The sequence below is a fragment of the Nocardioides sp. Root190 genome, assembly GCF_001428565.1.
Classification (GTDB): Bacteria; Actinomycetota; Actinomycetes; order Propionibacteriales; family Nocardioidaceae; genus Nocardioides.
Genome location: NZ_LMIA01000012.1, coordinates 265,886 through 283,900 on the forward strand (window position 1 = coordinate 265,886; position 18,015 = coordinate 283,900).

Here is an 18,015-nt window from a genome sequence, read left to right on the forward strand (position 1 = left end):
CACTTTTGGGCAGAACATGTTTCACTTTCGCCCATGAGCCGCACCCTCCAGGCGCCCGTGACGGTCGCCTTCGACTACACGCGATCGACCGGCCCCGTGGTCGGCCGATTCCTCACCGGACTGCGCGACGGGGTGGTCGTCGGCGGACGGACCTCGGCCGGTCAGGTCGTCGTCCCGCCGCTCGAGTTCGACCCCGTCACCCACGAGGCAACCACCGAGTTCGTGGAGGTCTCCTCCGTCGGCACGGTCACGTCGTGGACCTGGGTCCCCGAGCCGGTGAAGGGTCAGCCGTTCGACCGACCGTTCGCCTACGCCCTCGTCACCCTCGACGGCGCCGACGTACCCCTCCTGCACGCTCTCGACGTCGCCTCGCCTGCGGAGGTCACCACGGGCATGCGGGTCCGCGTGCGGTGGGCCACGGACCGGGTCGGCCACATCAACGACATCGCGGGTTTCGAGCCGCTGGCGCCCGGCGAGGCCGAGGTCACCGCCCCGGCTGCGACGTCCGAAGCGCCGGTCACCGGCGTCGTCACGACGGTCTCCCTCGACTACAACTACGCGGCCTCCCCCGAGGAGTCGCTGTTCTACCGCGGCCTCAACGAGGGCCGGATCATGGGCCAGCGCTGCCCCACCTGCCTCAAGGTCTACGTCCCGCCGCGGAGTGCCTGCCCCACCGACGGGACGCCGACCGAGGAAGAGGTCGAGCTCTCGCAGACCGGCACCATCACGACGTTCTGCATCGTCAACGTGCCCTTCCTCGGCCAGAAGATCACCCCGCCCTACGTCTCGGCCTACGTCCTCCTCGACGGCGCCGACATCGCGGTCCTGCACCTCATCCTCGGCGTGCCCGCCGACGAGGTGCGGATGGGCATGCGCGTCAAGGCGGTCTGGAAGCCCAAGGACGAGTGGGCGTACTCCCTGGAGAACATCGACCACTTCGCGCCGACCGGTGATCCGGACGCCGAATTCGACACCTACAAGCAACACCTCTGAGACGGGATACAGAACAGATGCGTGACGTCGCCGTCGTCGGGTTCGCCCAGCGACAGATGCCAGAGTTCGACGGGTCCCCGACCTGTGTCGAGCTCCTCGTTCCGGTCTTCAAGGAGCTCTACGAGCAGACCGGCTGGACCCGCAGGGACGTCGGGTTCTGGTGCTCCGGCTCCTCCGACTACCTCGCCGGACGTTCGTTCTCGTTCGTCCAGGCGGTCGACGCGATCGGCGTCATCCCGCCCGTGAACGAGTCGCACGTGGAGATGGACCTCGCGTGGGCCATGTACGAGGCGTGGATCAAGATCCAGACGGGCGAGGTCGACACCGCCCTCGTCTACGCGTTCGGCAAGAGCTCGGCCGGCGTCCTGCGCCGTACCCTCGCGCTCCAGCTCGACCCCTACACGATGACGCCGCTGTGGCCCGACACCGTGTCCCTCGCCGGCCTCCAGGCCCGCGCGGGCATCGACGCCGGCGTCTGGGACGAGCGCGCCATGGCCGAGGTCGCGAACCGCTCGCTCACCGACGCCGAGAAGAACGAGTACGCCATCCGCAAGGGCGGCTCCTCGGTCGACGAGCTGCTCGCGCGCCCGATGTACGCCGACCCGCTGCGCAAGCACGACTGCTCCCCCGTCACCGACGGCGTGGCAGCCCTCGTGCTGGCCGCTGGCGACAAGGCCCGCGAGGTCCGCGAACGGCCCGCCTGGCTCACCGGGATCTCGCACTACGTCGACCCGATGGGCATGGGCGTGCGCGACCTGACCCGGTCGCCGTCGGCCCAGCGGGCCGGTGCCGCGCTCGACCTCGGCGGAGTCGAGGTGGCCGAGCTGCACGCGCCGTTCAGCCACCAGGAGCTCATCCTGCGCAAGGAGCTCGGACTCGGCGACGACGTCCTCATCAACCCGTCCGGCGGCGCGCTGGCCAGCAACCCGATGTTCTCGGGCGGCGGCATCCGCGTCGGCGAGGCCGCGACGCGGATCTGGTCGGGCCAGGCCGACAAGACGCTCGCCCACGCGACCAGTGGCCCCGCCCTGCAGCAGAACCTCGTCTGCACGCTGTCCGGGTCGATCGAAGGGAAGAACAACTGATGGGCAAGCAGCCTGCAGCAATCATCGGCATCGGGCAGACGCACCACCGCGCGAAGCGCGAGGACGTCTCGATGGCAGGTCTGTGCCGCGAGGCCATCGACCGTGCGCTCCTCGACGCCAACATGACGCTCGACGACATCGACGCGATCGTCGTCGGCAAGGCGCCGGACCTGTTCGAGGGCGTCATGATGCCCGAACTGTTCCTCGCCGAGGCGCTCGGCGCGGCGGGCAAGCCGCTCCTGCGCGTCCACACCGCGGGCTCCGTCGGCGGTTCCACCGCCATCGTCGCGTCGTCGCTGGTCCAGGCAGGCGTCCACAAGCGGGTGCTGACCGTGGCCTACGAGAAGCAGTCCGAGTCCAACGCGATGTGGGCACTCTCGGTGCCGCTGCCGTTCAACATGCCTGTCCACGCCGGCGCCGGCGGCTACTTCGCGCCGCACGTGCGCTCCTACATCCGCCGATCCGGCGCGCCGACCCACATCGGTGCGATCGTCGCCGCCAAGGACCGCAACAACGCGCTGAAGAACCCGTACGCGCACCTCCACAACGAGGGCACGACCGTCGAGTCGGTGATGGCGTCGCAGATGCTGTGGGACCCGATCCGGTACGACGAGACGTGCCCCTCGAGCGACGGCGCCTGCGCGCTGGTCATCGTCGACGAGGACACCGCCAAGTCGTCGCCGAACCCGGCCTGGATCCACGGCACGGTGATGCGGTCGGAGGCCACCACGGCCGCCGAGCGCGACCAGGTCAACCCGCAGGCCGGTCGCGACGCCGCGGCGGCACTGTGGAAGCAGGCCGGGATCATCAACCCGATCGAGGAGATCGACGCAGCCGAGATCTACGTGCCCTTCTCCTGGTTCGAGCCGATGTGGCTGGAGAACCTCGGGTTCGCTGCTCCGGGCGAGGGTTGGAAGCTGACCGAGGCCGGGGAGACCGCGATGACGGGCCGGATCCCGGTCAACTGCTCCGGCGGCGTGCTGTCCTCCAACCCGATCGGAGCCTCCGGGATGCTGCGCTTCGGCGAGGCAGCGCTCCAGGTGCGGGGCGCGGCGGGCGAGCACCAGGTCGACGGTGTACGACGGGCACTGGGCCACGCCTACGGCGGCGGCTCCCAGTTCTTCGCCATGTGGGTCGTCGGCGCCGAGAAGCCGACGAACTAGGCCAGAGCGCCCTAGGGTCGTTTCGTGAGCGACTTCTCGGGCCCCTACCCGCCTGCCCCGCCGACGCCGTACGGCGGGCCGGCGGGTCCGCCGCCGCCGGGCAACGGTCTGGCGGTGACGGGGTTGGTGCTCGGCATCTCGGCACTCGTGCTGTCCCCGATCCCGATCGTCAACCTGCTCGGCATCATGTTGGCCCTGCCCGGTCTGGTGTTCGCCGGGTTCGGCATCAGGCGTGGCCGCACGATCGGGCGCGGAACAGCGATGGCGGGCTGGGGTGCTGGTCTGTCCTGCGTCGCGCTGGTCGTGTCGTCAGTGGTCGGCTTCCTCACCTTCCGCTACCTCGGTGACCTCCTCGACTTCGTCGAGCCGCCCGATCCCAGTGCCGAGATCGGCGAGGAGTTCGACACCGACGACGGTGACCTGACGGTGACCGTCACCTCCGCCGAGTGCGCGCCGAGCGCATCGGCGAGCGAGAGCGGCTCCCGCAGCTGCACGTTCGTGTTCACGGCCCGCTACAACGGCTCGAGCACGCTCTACCTCGACAGCATCAAGGTCAAGGCCGTCATCGCAGGTGCCTGGCAGGACCCGAGCCTGGACGGGGAGACGACGTTGGGCGCGGGTGAGTCCAGCACCATCACCGGCACGGTCACCGTGTACGGCGAGGACCTCGAGGGCCTGGCCTTCGACGCGGACGACGCCTCGAGCCACAGCGCGGTCGTGGTGGACGTCCGCTCCGCCAACTCACGGACCGCCGACCCGGCGCCGTAGGCTGGGACCGTGATCGAGCTCCGTACCCCCACCCAGATCGAGCAGATGCGGCCCGCGGGCCGCTTCGTCGCGTCCGTCATCACGGCCCTCTCGGAGAAGGCCGCCGTCGGCGTGAACCTGCTCGAGCTCGACGAGCTCGCCCATCGCATGATCAAGGATGCCGGCGCGGAGTCCTGCTACATCGACTACCACCCGTCGTTCGGCGCCAGCCCGTTCGGCAAGGTCCTGTGCACGTCGGTCAACGACGCGGTGCTGCACGGCCTTCCGTTCGACTACACGCTGCAGGACGGCGACCTGCTGTCCGTCGACTTCGCGGCCTCCGTCGACGGCTGGGTCTCCGACTCGGCCCTCTCGGTCGTCGTCGGCACGCCGCGCGAGGCGGACCTGCGCCTGATCGGGGTCACCGAGAAGGCCCTTGCCGCCGGCATCGCGGCCGCGAAGCCCGGCGGCCGGCTCGGCGACATCTCCGCTGCCATCGGTGCGGTCGCCCACGAGGCCGACCTCAAGGTGAACCTGCAGTTCGGCGGCCACGGTGTCGGCCGCACGATGCACGGCGAGCCGCACGTCGCCAACGACGGCCGCGCCGGTCGCGGCCTCAAGCTGCGTCCCGGCCTGGTGATCGCCATCGAGCCGTGGTTCCTGCACACGACCGACGAGATCGTGTTCGACCCGGACGGCTGGACCATCCGGAGCGCGGACGGCTCGCGCGGCGCGCACGCGGAGCACACGGTGGCCATCACGATCGACGGCCCGCTGGTGCTCACCGCCCGCGACTGACGCTCTCGACGGCGGGTACCACCCCGCCATGACGCACAGGACGGTCGGCGTCGAAGAGGAGCTCCTCCTCGTCGACCCCGAGACCCGGGAGGCGTCCCCGAGCTCCCAGCAGGTCCTCAAGTACGCCGCCGAGCACCACCTGGGCGGGGCAGGCGACCTCGAGCACGAGCTCTACCGCCACCAACTCGAGACCCGGACCTCACCGACCACCGACCTCGGAGACCTCCGCGAGGACCTGCTCCGCGGACGACGGACCGCCGCCGAGGCCGCTGCCGGGGCAGGTCTGCTGACCGCCGCCGTCGGCGCGATCCCGCTCGGTGACCTCGGTCCGCGGACCACCCGCGACGACCGCTACCTCGACATGGTCGACTCCTACGGCGAGCTCGCCCGGCCGGGCGGCACCTGTGGGATGCATGTCCACGTCTCGATTGCCTCGGCCGAGGAGGGCGTCCGGGTGATCGACGGTCTCCGCCCCTGGCTGGCAGTCCTCCTGGCCATCAGCGCGAACTCGCCGTTCCACCACGATCGGGACACTCGCCACGCCTCCTGGCGCGCCCAGGCGTGGGGCCAGTGGCCGAGCGCGGGGCCGACCGAGCGCTTCGGCGATCTCGACACCTATCGTCGGGTCGGCCGCGCGCTCGTCGCGTCCGGCGCCGCGCGGGACGAGGGCATGCTCTACTACGACGCCCGGTTGGCGCGTCGCTTCCCGACCGTCGAGGTACGCATCGCCGACGTGTGCACCGATCCCGACGACGCCGTACTGGTCGCGGCGATCACGCGGGCGCTGGTCCACCACTGCGCGGCGTCGACCGAGGACGCAGACTCATCGGCCCGGTGGCGAGCCGAGCTGGTGGGGGCGGCGAGGTGGAGAGCGGCGAGGTACGGCGTGGCCGGCAAGCTGCTCGACCCGGCCTCCGGTGACCTCCGGCCCGCCCGGGAGGTGCTGGAGCTGCTGCTCGCCACCCTGCGCGAGACGCTGGAGTCCTACGGCGACGTCGACCTGGTGTCCGACGGGATCAACCGGGTGCTGACAGAGGGTGGCGCCGTCCGGCAACGAGCGGCCTTCGAGCGCAGCGGGAGCCTGGTGGCCGTGGTCGACGACCTGGTGGCACGCACCAATCTCGACGACGGACGCAACGCCCGGTGAGGCCGACTACTGGCTGAGGCCGTAGAAGAACCCGAAGAGTCCCGCACCGACACCGAGCACGATGATCGTCCACAGGGAGATCCACGCCAGCGTGTGCATCCCGTGCTGGTAGTGGTTGTCCGAGAAACCCTGGAACTGCTCTGCATTGGCGTCGCTCACTGCGACCTCCTTCGATTCAGCCTGCTTGAGGGGCCCAACGCTACTGCACGCTGACGCGCAACGGCCCGCCTCCACGCGGGAGACGGGCCGTCGAGCAGGTGCGGGTTGATCAGCGGTCGGCGTACTTCCCGACCACGACGAACGAGGCATCGAGGTCGATGTCCCACTCGAGGCCCTGGGCGTCACGGACCTCGACCTCGTAGGCGACACCGCGGTCGTCACTGGCGTCCACGTCGACGACCGTGCTGCCCGGGACCTCGGCCAGCGCGGCCTTCTCGGCCGAGGTGCGTTCAGCGTCGGTCAGGACCCGGTCATCGGCGTCCCGGTCGTCGCTGTCGTTGCGGTCGTCCCGGTCGTCATCCCGGTCGTTGCGGTCGTCCCGGTCGTTGCGGTCGTCGTCCCGGTCGGTGGTCACGACGTCGAGGTTCTCGTCGAGCGTCACGTCGACCTCGGAGCCGTCGGCCAGGCGGACCTCGACGTCGTACGCCTCGCCGGCGTCGTCACTGGTCTCGACGTCGACGGCCTCGCCACCTCCTGCGGCGGACGTGGCGGCTGCGGCCACCCGGTCACGCTCGTCACCGGTGACGTCGTCGGCCGATGCGGCCCAGACGGTGCCGCCGACGGCGAGCACGGCGACCGCAGCGATGGCGGGAAGGACGACCTTCTTCTTGCGGAGCACGGTGGTGTTCATGGGAGTTCCTCTCGGTGGGGCCAGGGCTCTTCGTCCTGATGAGAGAAGACTGCCGGGAGGTCGCTGAAGCCAACCTGAAGGCGCCTGAAGGGATCTTCAGGAACGTCTGGTCAGCGGCGCAGTCGTACGACGAAGCGGGCTCCACCGAGGGTCGAGGCCTCTGCTGCGACGGTGCCACCGTGGGCACGCACGACCTCGCGCACGATGGCCAGTCCGAGACCACTGCCACCGACGTCCCGGGCGCGCGCATCATCGAGTCGGACGAAACGCTCGAAGACCCGCTCGCGGTCGGCGGGGGCGATGCCCGGGCCGTCGTCCTCGACCACGAGGACGACCTCGCCCGCCGTCTCCGTGACGGACACCGCAACGGTCGCGGTGGCGTGACGGGAGGCATTGTCGACCAGGTTGCGCACGACCTGGCCCAGGGCAACCACGTCGCCCTGCACCCGGCCGGCTGCCACGCCGGAGGCGTCCACCTCGAGGTCGGTACGCCGCGCCCGGCGTACCTCGATCAGGACGAGGTCGTCGACGTCGACGTCCTCCCGCGGCGCCTGCGCGCTGCCGTCGGACGCCCGGGTGAGGACGAGCAGCTGGTCGACCAGCGCCTGCATCCGGATCGTCTCCTCCAGGACCGTGTCGGCCAGCTCGCCCTCGTCCATGGCGCCCGGGTGCGCCACGGCGACCTCAGCGGCCTGACGGACGCTCGCCAGCGGCGACCTGAGCTCGTGGGAGGCATCGGCCACGAACTGTTGCTGCCGGTCGCGTGAGTCCTGCAGGCGCTCCAGCATCCGGTTCATGGTGCGCGCGAGCCGACCGATCTCGTCGTTGGCCTCGGGCTCGGGAACCCGGCGTTCCAGCCGGGATCCGGTGATCTGGTCGACCTCGCGGCGGATCTGCTCCACCGGGCGCAGGGCCCGCGAGGCGACCAGCCAGGTGGTGCCGCCCACCACGAGCAGCAGCAGGGGCAGGCCGACGAGCAACGGGGTCGCGAGCGCCGAGGTGGCCTCGTCGACGTCCTCGAGGGAGACGGCCACGACCACGACCGATCCGTCTCCGACGTCGGCCGTGGACAGCACGTAGTCGTGCTCGCCACCGGGCAGCGACACGACCTCGCCGTCGTCCAACCGAAGAGGGCGGTCGAGGGCCTGGGAGGATCCCAGGACGTTGCCGGATCCGTCGACGACCTGCCAGACGACGTCTTCCGGCTCGGTGTCGTCGCCGTCGCCATCCCGATCACCGTCGCCGTCACCATCCCGGTCACCGTCGTCCCGGTCGACGGGCACCGGAACACCACTGGAGGCCACCTGGGCGGCCAGGTCGTCGGCACGGTTCTCAGCGGTGTTCTCCGCACCGTCCTGCAGCGAGGACCGGACGGTCATCACCAGCACCGCGCCGCCCACCAGGAGCGCGAGCGCCACGACGACGACCGCAGCAAGCGTGGTCCGGGTCCGGACCGACGTACGGTTCCAGCGCATCTCAGCCTCCGTCACTCGCGAGCCGATAACCGGCGCCGCGCAGGGTCTGGATCGCATCCCTGTCGAAGGGGCGGTCCACCTTGTTGCGCAGGTGGCGGACGTAGACCTCGACGATGTTGGGGTCCCCCTCGAAGTCGCCGTCCCACACCGCTTCGAGGATCTGGCGCTTGGAGACGACATCACCCTTGTGCCGGGCGAGGAACGCCAGCACGGCGAACTCGCGGGCGGTGAGGCTGATCTCGGTCGCTCCCCGGTGGACGCGGCGGGCGGCCACGTCGATGCGCAGGTCGCCGATCTCGAGCGACGTCGGCCGCTCCCGGGCTCCCCGGCGCGCCACGGCCCGCAACCGGGCCACGAGGACGGGGAAGGAGAAGGGCTTGGTGAGGTAGTCGTCGGCGCCGGTGTCCAGGCCCTCGACCTGGTCCCACTCGCCGTCCTTGGCGGTCAGCATGAGGATCGGCGTCCAGTCCTCCTCCGAGCGCAACGTCTCGCAGACCTTGTAGCCGTTGATGCCCGGCAGCATCAGGTCGAGCACGATCGCGTCGTACACGTTCTCGCGCGCCAGCCAGAGCCCGTCGGTGCCGTCGTTGGCGACATCGACCGCGAATCCCTCCGCCTCCAGCCCGACCTTGAGGGATCGGGCAAGACGTCGCTCGTCGTCGACGACCAGGACACGCATGGGACCTCCAGCAGCACCGCGGGGAGAAAAACAGTTCAGGGCGGCCCCATTGTCGTGGAACCACCCTGAACCTGTGCTGAAGCCTCAGGCGTACTTGACCTGCATCTCCTTGATGGCGTTGAGCCAGCCGGAGCGCAGGCGCTTCGGCTCCTCGGCCAGCTGGATGTCCGGCGCGAGGTCGGCGAGTGCGTCGAAGATCAGCTTGATCTCCATGCGGGCCAGGTTGGCGCCGATGCAGTAGTGCGCACCGTGGCCACCGAACGCGACGTGCGGGTTCTTCTCGCGGGTGATGTCGAAGGTGAACGGGTCGTCGAAGACCGTCTCGTCGAAGTTGGCCGAGGCGTAGAAGATGCCGACCCGGGCGCCCTTCTTGACCTCCTGGCCCGCGACGACGACGTCGTTCTTGGCCGTGCGCTGGAAGACCGTGACCGGCGTCGACCAGCGGATGATCTCGTCGATCATCGTGTCGGGGCGGTCCTTCTTCCACAGCTCCCACTGGTCGGGGTGCTGGAAGAACGCGTGCATGCCGTGACTGATCGCGTTGCGGGTGGTCTCGTTGCCGGCCACGGCCAGCAGGATGACGAAGAACCCGAACTCGTCGTTGGTCAGCGAGCCGTGGTCGTCGTCCTTGCCGACACTCACCAGCTTGGTGACGATGTCGTCCTGCGGATTGGCGCGACGCTCGTTGGCGAGGGCGTCGAAGTAGACGAGGAGCTCCATCGACGCGGTGGCCGGGTCGGAGGTGTTGTCCGGGTCGTCGTAGCCCATCATCGAGTTGGACCACTCGAAGATCTTCTTGCGGTCCTCCTGCGGCACGCCGAGGAAGTCGGCGATGGCCTGCAGCGGGAGCTCGGCAGCGAGGTCCTCGACGAAGTCGCCGGTGCCGCGGTCCACGGACTCCTGGACGATCTCGTAGGCGCGGTCGCGCAGGTTCTCCTTGAGGCCCGCGATCGCACGAGGCGTGAAGCCGCGGGACACGATGCCGCGCATCTTGGTGTGGTCCGGCGGGTCGTGGTGGATCAGCATCGCGCGCTGGACCTCGACCTGGTCGCGCGTCATGTCCTCGGCGAACCGGATGATCACGCCGTTCTCGGCGGTGGACCAGTTCTCGTTGTCCTTGGAGATCTCGCGGACCTCCTGGTGCCGGGTGCAGGCCCAGTAGCCGGTGTCGAGGAAGCCTGCCCGCGCGTGCGGGGGCTGCTCGATCCAGCGGATCGGCTCGTTCGCCCGCAGCGACCTGAACTCGTCGTGCGGCAGGGCGACAGCGTTGATGTCGGGATTGGTGGGATCCCATCCCTCGGGAAGGAGGAGCTCGGTCACGCGGCGAACCTTTCACTGCAGCGGATCCGGGAGATCCGTCCATGGGGGTGGAACACGTTCTAGAGCCACAGTACAAAGCATCGCGTGATTACGAAAGGGTTTCGTTCGGCGATTCTTCGAGCCACCGGAATCGAACGAGAACGTGTTCTAGTTCGGTGCTATTCTGCGGCCATGGGTACCCCCGTCATCGTCGAAGCCGTCCGCACTCCTCTCGGCAAGCGGAAGGGCTGGCTGGCCGGCCTCCATCCCGCCCAGACCCTCGGGTTCGTCCAGGCCGAGGTCCTGCGCCGGGCCGGCGTCGACCCCGCCCTCGTCGAGCAGGTCATCGGCGGCTGCGTGACCCAGGCGGGTGAGCAGTCGAACGACGCCGTACGCCGTGCCTGGCTCTACGCCGGACTGCCGATCGCCACCGCCGGGACCGCGCTGGACGCCCAGTGCGGCTCGGGCCAGCAGGCCACCCACCTGGTCAACGACATGGTCGCCGCCGGCACCATCGACGTCGGCATCGCCTGCGGCGTCGAGATGATGTCGCGCATCCCGCTTGGTGCCAACGTCCCGGCCGGGATGGGCGACCCCCGTCCCGCCGACTGGTCCATCGACATGCCCAACCAGTTCGAGGCCGCCGACCGCATCGCCCGCCACCGCGGCCTGAGCCGCGCCGACCTCGAGGTGCTCGGCCTCGCGTCGCAGACGAAGGCGCGCACCGCGGTCGACGAGGGCCGGTTCAAGCGCGAGATCGCCGCCATCGAGGCGCCGGTCCTCGGTGACGACGGCCAGCCCACCGGCGAGACCCGGCTCGTCGACACCGACCAGGGCCTGCGCGACACCACCGCCGAGGGCCTCGCCGGACTCAGGAACGTCATCGAGGACGGCCTCCACACCGCCGGCACCTCCTCGCAGATCTCCGACGGCGCTGCTGCGCTGCTGATCATGGACGAGTCGAAGGCCCGGGCCCTGGGCCTCACGCCGCGGGCCCGGATCGTGTCCCAGTGCCTGGTCGGCTCCGACCCGTACTTCCACCTCGACGGCCCCGTCGACGCCACCCAGCGCCTGCTCGACCGCACCGGCATGGCAATCAGTGACTTCGACATCTTCGAGGTGAACGAGGCCTTCGCCTCCGTCGTCCTGTCGTGGGCGCAGGTGCACCGCGTCGACATGGACAAGGTCAACGTCAACGGCGGTGCCATCGCCCTCGGCCACCCCGTCGGCGCCACCGGCGTCCGCCTGATCACCACCGCCCTGCACGAGCTGGAGCGTCGTGACGCCTCGACCGCCCTGATCTCCATGTGTGCTGGTGGGGCGATGGCGACCGGGACGATCATCGAGCGGATCTGAGGTGGGTGGCAGTTTCACCGCTTAGGCGGTGAAACTGCCGCTGGGCACACGGAATTTCATGCGCCCAGAGGGAGATTCGTGCGCCCAGTCAGGGGCATTCGACCGACCGCGACACGGTTGTCCACAGGTGACGGGCGGCTCGGCTGCGCGTTGAGCCCGATTGGGGCAGCCTCCTCCCATGATCGAATGGCTCGCCGACGACAACGGCATCCTCCTTCGTCGCGATGTGATTGCGTCCGGTTGCGAGGACAAGGACATTGCCCGAGCCGTCCGAGGCGGACGACTGATTCGGCTCCGCCAGGGCGCCTACTCGCTCCGCAACGTCTGGGAACAGGCCGATCCAGGCGGCCGCCACCGTCTCCTCAGCACAGCCGTTCGTCAGCAGTACGGCGATGGCGTCGCGTTGTCGCACACCAGTGGCCATCTCGAGTACGCCGGCCCGGACTGGGGCCTCGACCTGACCTCGGCCCACCTGACCCACCTCGACGGCGTCGGGGGCCGGCGAGCTGCGAAGGTGATCCACCATCACGGCGTCTGCATCGCAGACGACATCACCCGCGACGACGTGGGTTGGCGCACGGCCCCGACCCGAACAGCACTCGACACGGCGAGCCTCGCACCCCGCGATCCTGCGGTTGCCGTACTCGACTGGTACCTGAACCAGGGGCTGACCACCCCGGAACTGTTGCAACAGACCTTCGAGCGGATGACCAGTTGGCCCAACACACTGGCGCTCCAGATCGTGTTGCGTCTGGCGGACGGGCTGGCCGAGTCGGTCGCGGAGACCAGGGCGCGGCTGTTGTTCATGGACCAGCGCATCCCACGGCCGGTGTCCCAGTTCGAGGTCTTCCGGCCGGACGGTCGCCTCGGCGGTCGGGTCGACTTCGCATGGCCGGAGCGCCGGACACTGCTGGAGGTGGACGGCGCGGTCAAGTACCACCGGTTGCGCCGGCCCGGCGAGAGCATCGAGGAGATGGTGATGCGGGAGAAGGCGCGCGAGGACCTGCTGCGGGAGCTGACCGGCTGGACCCTGATCCGGCTCATCTGGGCGGACCTGGCTCGCCCGAGGACCACGGCGGAGCGGATCCTGCGGGCCTTCCAGATGGCCGCCTGAGCTGCGCGGCCGCTGACTGGGCGCAGGAAACTGCCTCTGGGCACACGGAGTTTCATGTGCCCAGAGGCAGTTTCACCGCCTAAGCGGTGAAACTGCCACCGCCTCAGGCGCCGTAGACCGGCTCCGGAGCAGGAGCGTCGGCGAGGAGGTCACGCAGGGCACCACCGACGGCGGCGGCGTCCCAGCGGGAGCCGGCGTCGCGGGACGGGCCGTGCGACCAGCCGTTCTCGACGGTGATCACCGAGCCGTCGATCTCGATGACGCGGCCGGTGACGTCGGCGGACTCCTCGGAGGCGAGCCAGGCGACGATCGGGGAGTTGTCCTCGGGCAGGGCCATGGCGGAGGTGTCGAAGGCGCCCTCGGTCATCCGGGTCCGCGCGACGGGGGCGATCGCGTTGACGGTGACGCCGTACCTGCCCATCTCCTGCGCGGCGACGAGGGTGAGGCCAGCGATCCCGGCCTTGGCGGCGGAGTACGTCGCCTGGCCGACCGAGCCCTGGAGGCCCGCGCCGGAGGAGGTGTTGATGACGCGCGCGACGCGTTGGCGGCCCTCCTTGGCCTCGGCCCGCCAGTACGCACCGGCGTGACGCAGCGGCGCGAAGTGGCCCTTGAGGTGGACCCGGACGACGGCGTCCCACTCCTCCTCGGAGGTGTTGACGAGCATCCGGTCACGCACGAAGCCGGCGTTGTTGACCAGGATGTCGAGCCCACCGAAGGTCGTGATCGCCTGCTGGACCATCGCCTCCGCGGCGGCGAAGTCCGCGACGTCGGCGCCGTTGACGACGGCGGAACCGCCGAGTGCCTCGATCTCGGCGACGACCTGGTGGGCGGGCGACTCGTCGGTGCCCTCCCCCGCGATCGACACACCGAAGTCGTTGACGACGACCTTCGCCCCGTGGCGGGCCAGCTCCAGGGCATGCGCCCGACCGATGCCCCGGCCGGCGCCGGTCACGATCGCGACCCGGCCCTCCAACAACCTGCTCATGACGATTCTCCTTGCTCGATCTGTGCGTTCTGGGCTGCGTTCTGGGCGATGTGAAGGAAGACCGGCTGCTCGCCGCCGCCGTGACAGGCGACCTGGGCACCGGAGACGTACGACGCCAGGTCGCTGGCCAGGAAGGCGACGACCCGCCCGATCTCGGCGACGTCGGCCATCCGGCCGGCCGGGATGGTGCGCTCGATGGCCGCGACGGTCGCGTCGCCGCCGTAGTGGTCGGCGGTGTCGGCGGTGCGGACGAGGCCGACGTCGACCGCGTTGACCCGGACCCGCGGCCCCCACTCCTGGGCCAGGGACGTGGTCAGTGAGTCCACGCCGGCCTTCGCGGCGCCGTAGGCGGCGGTCCCCGGCGAGGGGCGCAGCGCCGACACGGAGGAGATGTTGATGATCGATCCCCCGCCACCCTGCCCCTGCATGACGCGGTTGGCGGCCTGGCTGACGAGCAACGACGACATCAGGTTGAGGCCGATGATCTTGTCGTGGAAGCGGGGCGACGCCTCCGCCGCCAGCGCGTACGGCGCCCCGCCGGCGTTGTTGACCACGACGTCGAGCCGTCCGTGGTCGGCCACGATGGCGGCCACGAGCGCGTCGACCGCCTCGGCGTCACGGACGTCGCAGGTGAGGTGGGTGGCGCCCTCCGGCGGCGTCGCCTCCGAACGACCGCAGGTCACGACGCTCGCGCCGGCGTCGAGGAGCACCTCGGTGATCCCGCGACCGATCCCGCGGGCCCCTCCGGTGACGAGGGCGACCCGGTCGGTCAGGTCCAGTGTCAGTGACATGCCCGCACCATACCAAGCAAATGCTTGGTAGGGTGCCGTCATGCCCATCACCAGCGAGCTCCGGGACGACGGCATCCGCGTCATCACGATGAGCGCTCCCCCGGTCAACGCCCTCACCGTCCAGGGATGGTTCGACGTCGCGACGGCCCTCGACGAGGCCAGCGCCGACCAGGCGACGAAGGTCGTGGTCCTGCGCGCTGAGGGCAAGGGCTTCAACGCCGGCGTCGACATCAAGGAGATGCAGAACACGACGGGCTTCGACGCCCTGATCGGTGCCAACAAGGGCTGCTTCGCTGCCTTCAAGGCGGTCTACGAGTGCTCGGTCCCCGTCATCGCCGCGGTCAACGGCTTCTGCGTCGGTGGCGGCGTCGGCCTGGTCGGCAACGCTGACATCGTGGTGGCCAGCGACGACGCGTACTTCGGCGTCCCCGAGGTCAAGCAGGGCGCGCTCGGCGCCGCGACCCACATGGCCCGGATGGTCCCCCAACAGATGATGCGCGCGCTGTACTTCACCGCCGCGACGATCTCCGCCGTCGACCTGCACCGCCTCGGGTCGGTCTACCGGCTCGCCCCGCGCGCCGAGCTCGACGCGGTTGCGCTCGAGGTGGCCGCCGCCATCGCCGACAAGGACACCCGGGTGATCCGCGCCGCCAAGGAGGCGCTGAACGGGATCGAGCCGGTCGACGTGAACAAGAGCTACCGGTTCGAGCAGGGGTTCACCTTCGAGCTCAACCTCGCCGGTGTGTCCGACGAGCTCCGCGACGACTTCGCGGGCACTGACAAGGCAGGCAAGAAGTGACCAAGCCCCGCGACAAGCAGCTGACGATCGACGAGGTCGTCGCCCAACTCTCCGACGGGATGACGATCGGCATCGGTGGATGGGGTCCGCGGCGCAAGCCGATGGCCCTGGTCCGCGCGATCCTCCGCTCCGACCTCAAGGACCTCACCATCGTGAGCTGGGGCGGCGCCGACGTCGGCCTGCTGGCTCGCGCCGGCAAGATCCGCAAGCTCGTCTACGCCTTCGTCTCGCTGGACTCGATCCCGCTGGAGCCCAACTTCCAGAAGGCGCGCCAGGAGGGCACGATCCCCGAGATCGTCGAGCTCGACGAGGGTATGTTCCAGACCGGCCTGTACGCCGCTGCCCAGCGCCTGCCGTTCCTGCCGATGCGCGCCGGGCTCGGCTCCGACGTACTCGTCAACAACGCGTGGATCACGACCGTCACGTCGCCGTACGCCGACGAGAACGGCGACTTCGAAGAGCTCACCGCCGTCCCGGCGCTCAGGCTCGACGTCGCCCTGGTGCACCTGAACCGCGCCGACGTCCACGGCAATGCGACCTACCTCGGCCCGGACCCGTACTTCGACGACCTCTTCGTGCAGGCCGCCGACAAGGCGTTCGTCTCGGTCGAGCAGATCGTCGACACGGCCGGCCTCACGGTCGACACCCCGGTCCAGCGCCTGCTGATCAGCCGGATGATGGTCGACGGCGTCGTCGAGACGCCGAACGGCGCGCACTTCACGGTCTGCACCCCGGACTACGAGCGCGACGAGAAGTTCCAGAAGGCGTACGCCGCCGCAGCAGGCGGGTCCGACGAGGACTGGGCCGCCTTCGAGCAGCGATTCCTCTCCGGTGACGAGGCCGCCTACCAGGCCGCCGTCGCGGAGTTCCGTGCCGAGCAGGAGGCAAGCAAGTGACCGAGTTCTCGCGCGCAGACGTCTGCGCCGCTGCGATCGCCGACGCCTTCAAGGACGACGGCGAGATCTTCGCCTCGCCCATGGGCATGCTGCCGATGCTCGGGGTCCGGCTCGCCCGGCTCACGTCCAACCCCGACCTGGTGATCTCCGACGGCGAGTCGGTCTTCCTCGGCGGGACGCCCCCGCTGTTCGCCAAGGCCGACGTCGTCGAGGGCTGGATCCCGTTCCGCCGCGTCTTCGACGTCGTCGCGTACGGCAAGCGCCACGTGATGATGGGCGCGACCCAGGTCGACCGTCAGGGCAACCAGAACATCTCCGCGATCGGTGACTTCGCCCAGCCGAAGCGCCAGCTGCTCGGCTCACGCGGCGCGCCGGGCAACACCGTGAACAACCGGACGTCGTACTGGGTGCCGAAGCACAACACCCGGGTGTTCGTGGAGAACGTCGACATCGTCTCCGGCGTCGGGCCCGCTCGTGCCCGGGCCGCCGGCCCGGGTGCCTCGAAGTACAACGACATCCACCGGATCGTCACCAACCTGGGTGTGTTCGACGTCAAGGGCGCGGGTGACACCGTCCGACTGCTCTCCGTGCACCCGGGCGTGAGGGTCGAGGAGATCGTCGAGGCGACCGGTTTCGTCCTCGAGATCCCGACTGACGTACCGACCACGCGTGAGCCGTCCCTCGAGGAGCTCGTCATCATCCGCGAGGTGCTCGACCCCAAGGGCCTGCGCTTCCGCGAGGTGCCGGAGCCGGAGGCAGCCCGGTGATCGAGCAGCAGATCCGCACTCCGTTCACCGACCTGGTCGGGGTCCCGCACCCGATCGTGCAGACCGGCATGGGCTGGGTCTCCGGACCCCGTCTGGTCGCCGGCACGGCCGACGCCGGCGGTCTCGGCATCCTGGCCTCCGCGACGATGACCTTCGAGGAGCTCGAGAAGGCGATCGTCGAGGTCAAGGGACGCACCGACAAGCCCTTCGGCGTGAACCTCCGTGCCGATGCCGGTGACGCGGCGGCACGCTGCCAGCTGCTCATCGAGTACGGCGTGAAGGTCGCCTCGTTCGCGCTCGCACCCAAGCCCGAGCTGATCTCCAGGCTCAAGGAGCACGGCATCGTCGTGATGCCGTCCATCGGCGCTGCGAAGCACGCGAAGAAGGTGGCGGCCTGGGGCGCCGACGCCGTCATGGTCCAGGGCGGCGAGGGCGGCGGGCACACCGGACCGATCCCCACGACCCTGCTCCTGCCCACGGTGCTGGACGCGGTCGACATCCCGGTCATCGCCGCTGGTGGCTTCTACGACGGCCGGGGCCTGGCCGCCGCGCTGTCGTACGGCGCCGCCGGGGTCGGCATGGGCACGAGGTTCCTGCTGACCAAGGACTCCGCAGTGCCGGACGCGGTCAAGCAGCTCTACCTGGAGCGTGGCCTCACCGACACGGTGGTCACCGCCAAGGTCGACGGCATGCCCCACCGGATGCTGCGCACCGAGCTGGTCGAGTCCCTCGAGGAGACCTCGACCGTGCGTCGCCTCGGCCCGACCGCGCGCCGGACGCTGGAGTTCAAGAAGACCTCCGGCATGTCCTGGAGCCAGCTGCTCAAGGACGGGCGCGCCATGAAGAAGGCGCAGGGCCGCACCCTCGGCCAGATGGCGCTCGCCGCCAACACCCCGACCATGCTGCGGGCCGGTCTCGTCGAGGGCGACACCTCGGCGGGCGTTCTCGCCAGCGGTCAGGTCGTCGGCGTGATCGAGGACCTGCCGACCTGCGAGGAGCTGATCGAGCGCGTCGTGACCAGCGCCGCTGACGAGCTGCGTCGCGCTGCGTCGTACGTCCTCTGACCCCCGG

The 18,015-nt window shown here is 69.9% G+C and carries 19 protein-coding genes; 12 read left to right on the forward strand and 7 right to left on the reverse strand.

Annotated features, from left to right (window positions below; genetic code table 11):
* Window positions 1-33 precede the first annotated feature (33 nt).
* The 6 genes from ASE01_RS19705 to ASE01_RS19730 are packed head-to-tail and all read left to right on the forward strand — an operon-like array spanning window position 34 to window position 5,933.
* Window positions 34-993 (forward strand): Zn-ribbon domain-containing OB-fold protein, encoded by a 960-nt coding sequence (locus ASE01_RS19705; protein ID WP_056756447.1) that lies wholly within the window; start codon window positions 34-36, stop codon window positions 991-993.
* A gap of 17 nt (window positions 994-1,010) precedes the next feature.
* Window positions 1,011-2,078 carry a thiolase domain-containing protein gene (locus ASE01_RS19710; protein WP_056756450.1) on the forward strand — a complete coding sequence of 356 codons (1,068 nt, stop codon included), beginning with the start codon at window positions 1,011-1,013 and terminating at the stop codon, window positions 2,076-2,078.
* A complete protein-coding gene (locus ASE01_RS19715; RefSeq protein WP_056756451.1) occupies window positions 2,078-3,241 on the forward strand; it encodes a thiolase domain-containing protein in 1,164 nt (387 codons plus the stop codon). Before ASE01_RS19710 ends, ASE01_RS19715 begins: the two co-directional genes overlap by 1 nt.
* A gap of 24 nt (window positions 3,242-3,265) precedes the next feature.
* Window positions 3,266-4,009, forward strand: coding sequence for a hypothetical protein (locus ASE01_RS19720; protein WP_056756453.1), 744 nt, complete (start codon window positions 3,266-3,268; stop codon window positions 4,007-4,009).
* Between the two features lie 9 nt (window positions 4,010-4,018).
* The gene (gene map / locus ASE01_RS19725; RefSeq protein WP_056756456.1) at window positions 4,019-4,786 is read left to right on the forward strand and encodes a type I methionyl aminopeptidase; all 768 of its coding nucleotides are present in this window, start codon (window positions 4,019-4,021) and stop codon (window positions 4,784-4,786) included.
* Window positions 4,787-4,814: 28 nt separating this feature from the next.
* Entirely contained in the window at window positions 4,815-5,933 is a 1,119-nt protein-coding gene (locus ASE01_RS19730; RefSeq protein WP_056756458.1) for a glutamate--cysteine ligase, read from the forward strand.
* 6 nt (window positions 5,934-5,939) lie between these two features.
* On the opposite strand, the gene ASE01_RS24565 is transcribed toward ASE01_RS19730, so the two are convergent.
* The 5 genes from ASE01_RS24565 to ASE01_RS19750 form a co-directional block, all read right to left on the reverse strand.
* Window positions 5,940-6,092 (reverse strand): hypothetical protein, encoded by a 153-nt coding sequence (locus ASE01_RS24565; protein WP_157537602.1) that lies wholly within the window; start codon window positions 6,090-6,092, stop codon window positions 5,940-5,942.
* A gap of 109 nt (window positions 6,093-6,201) precedes the next feature.
* Window positions 6,202-6,783 (reverse strand): PepSY domain-containing protein, encoded by a 582-nt coding sequence (locus ASE01_RS19735; protein ID WP_056756460.1) that lies wholly within the window; start codon window positions 6,781-6,783, stop codon window positions 6,202-6,204.
* Window positions 6,784-6,893: 110 nt separating this feature from the next.
* On the reverse strand, window positions 6,894-8,258 hold the full coding sequence (locus ASE01_RS19740; protein ID WP_082606245.1) for a sensor histidine kinase: 1,365 nt from the start codon (window positions 8,256-8,258) through the stop codon (window positions 6,894-6,896).
* Window position 8,259: 1 nt separating this feature from the next.
* Window positions 8,260-8,937 carry a response regulator transcription factor gene (locus ASE01_RS19745; RefSeq protein ID WP_056756463.1) on the reverse strand — a complete coding sequence of 226 codons (678 nt, stop codon included), beginning with the start codon at window positions 8,935-8,937 and terminating at the stop codon, window positions 8,260-8,262.
* 84 nt (window positions 8,938-9,021) lie between these two features.
* A complete protein-coding gene (locus tag ASE01_RS19750) occupies window positions 9,022-10,257 on the reverse strand; it encodes a cytochrome P450 (protein WP_056756468.1) in 1,236 nt (411 codons plus the stop codon).
* A 171-nt stretch (window positions 10,258-10,428) separates the two neighbouring features.
* On the opposite strand from ASE01_RS19750, the gene ASE01_RS19755 reads away from it, so the two are divergent.
* Entirely contained in the window at window positions 10,429-11,592 is a 1,164-nt protein-coding gene (locus tag ASE01_RS19755) for a steroid 3-ketoacyl-CoA thiolase (RefSeq protein ID WP_056756471.1), read from the forward strand.
* Window positions 11,593-11,770: 178 nt separating this feature from the next.
* Window positions 11,771-12,706, forward strand: coding sequence for a type IV toxin-antitoxin system AbiEi family antitoxin domain-containing protein (locus tag ASE01_RS19760; RefSeq protein ID WP_056756474.1), 936 nt, complete (start codon window positions 11,771-11,773; stop codon window positions 12,704-12,706).
* Window positions 12,707-12,809: 103 nt separating this feature from the next.
* On the opposite strand, the gene ASE01_RS19765 is transcribed toward ASE01_RS19760, so the two are convergent.
* Together ASE01_RS19765 and ASE01_RS19770 are read right to left on the reverse strand one after the other, a co-directional pair.
* Complete coding sequence (locus ASE01_RS19765; RefSeq protein ID WP_056756476.1) at window positions 12,810-13,691, reverse strand: SDR family oxidoreductase; 882 nt, start codon at window positions 13,689-13,691, stop codon at window positions 12,810-12,812.
* Window positions 13,688-14,482: an SDR family oxidoreductase gene (locus tag ASE01_RS19770; protein ID WP_056756478.1), complete on the reverse strand. Its 795-nt coding sequence runs from the start codon at window positions 14,480-14,482 to the stop codon at window positions 13,688-13,690. The genes ASE01_RS19765 and ASE01_RS19770 overlap by 4 nt, the downstream gene beginning before the upstream one ends.
* Window positions 14,483-14,522: 40 nt before the next feature.
* On the opposite strand from ASE01_RS19770, the gene ASE01_RS19775 reads away from it, so the two are divergent.
* From ASE01_RS19775 to ASE01_RS19790, 4 genes are read left to right on the forward strand one after another with little or no spacing between them, the layout of a single operon-like run.
* Window positions 14,523-15,281: an enoyl-CoA hydratase family protein gene (locus ASE01_RS19775; protein WP_056756480.1), complete on the forward strand. Its 759-nt coding sequence runs from the start codon at window positions 14,523-14,525 to the stop codon at window positions 15,279-15,281.
* Window positions 15,278-16,177, forward strand: a complete 900-nt coding sequence (locus ASE01_RS19780; RefSeq protein WP_235536111.1) for a CoA transferase subunit A — start codon at window positions 15,278-15,280, stop codon at window positions 16,175-16,177. Before ASE01_RS19775 ends, ASE01_RS19780 begins: the two co-directional genes overlap by 4 nt.
* The gene (locus ASE01_RS19785; protein WP_056756484.1) at window positions 16,174-16,944 is read left to right on the forward strand and encodes a CoA-transferase subunit beta; all 771 of its coding nucleotides are present in this window, start codon (window positions 16,174-16,176) and stop codon (window positions 16,942-16,944) included. Before ASE01_RS19780 ends, ASE01_RS19785 begins: the two co-directional genes overlap by 4 nt.
* The gene (locus tag ASE01_RS19790; protein ID WP_056756487.1) at window positions 16,941-18,008 is read left to right on the forward strand and encodes an NAD(P)H-dependent flavin oxidoreductase; all 1,068 of its coding nucleotides are present in this window, start codon (window positions 16,941-16,943) and stop codon (window positions 18,006-18,008) included. The genes ASE01_RS19785 and ASE01_RS19790 overlap by 4 nt, the downstream gene beginning before the upstream one ends.
* Window positions 18,009-18,015 lie beyond the last annotated feature (7 nt).

What these genes read in the sequence shown, in the direction of transcription:
- ASE01_RS19775 (WP_056756480.1), top strand. Translation starts at nt 14,523, where the DNA reads ATGCCCATCACCAGCGAGCTCCGGGACGACGGCATCCGCGTCATCACG.
- ASE01_RS19740 (WP_082606245.1), bottom strand. Translation starts at nt 8,258, where the DNA reads ATGCGCTGGAACCGTACGTCGGTCCGGACCCGGACCACGCTTGCTGCG.
- ASE01_RS19765 (WP_056756476.1), bottom strand. Translation starts at nt 13,691, where the DNA reads ATGAGCAGGTTGTTGGAGGGCCGGGTCGCGATCGTGACCGGCGCCGGC.
- ASE01_RS19760 (WP_056756474.1), top strand. Translation starts at nt 11,771, where the DNA reads ATGATCGAATGGCTCGCCGACGACAACGGCATCCTCCTTCGTCGCGAT.
- ASE01_RS19770 (WP_056756478.1), bottom strand. Translation starts at nt 14,482, where the DNA reads ATGTCACTGACACTGGACCTGACCGACCGGGTCGCCCTCGTCACCGGA.
- ASE01_RS19730 (WP_056756458.1), top strand. Translation starts at nt 4,815, where the DNA reads ATGACGCACAGGACGGTCGGCGTCGAAGAGGAGCTCCTCCTCGTCGAC.
- ASE01_RS19705 (WP_056756447.1), top strand. Translation starts at nt 34, where the DNA reads ATGAGCCGCACCCTCCAGGCGCCCGTGACGGTCGCCTTCGACTACACG.
- ASE01_RS19745 (WP_056756463.1), bottom strand. Translation starts at nt 8,937, where the DNA reads ATGCGTGTCCTGGTCGTCGACGACGAGCGACGTCTTGCCCGATCCCTC.
- ASE01_RS19715 (WP_056756451.1), top strand. Translation starts at nt 2,078, where the DNA reads ATGGGCAAGCAGCCTGCAGCAATCATCGGCATCGGGCAGACGCACCAC.
- ASE01_RS19710 (WP_056756450.1), top strand. Translation starts at nt 1,011, where the DNA reads ATGCGTGACGTCGCCGTCGTCGGGTTCGCCCAGCGACAGATGCCAGAG.
- ASE01_RS19735 (WP_056756460.1), bottom strand. Translation starts at nt 6,783, where the DNA reads ATGAACACCACCGTGCTCCGCAAGAAGAAGGTCGTCCTTCCCGCCATC.
- ASE01_RS19755 (WP_056756471.1), top strand. Translation starts at nt 10,429, where the DNA reads ATGGGTACCCCCGTCATCGTCGAAGCCGTCCGCACTCCTCTCGGCAAG.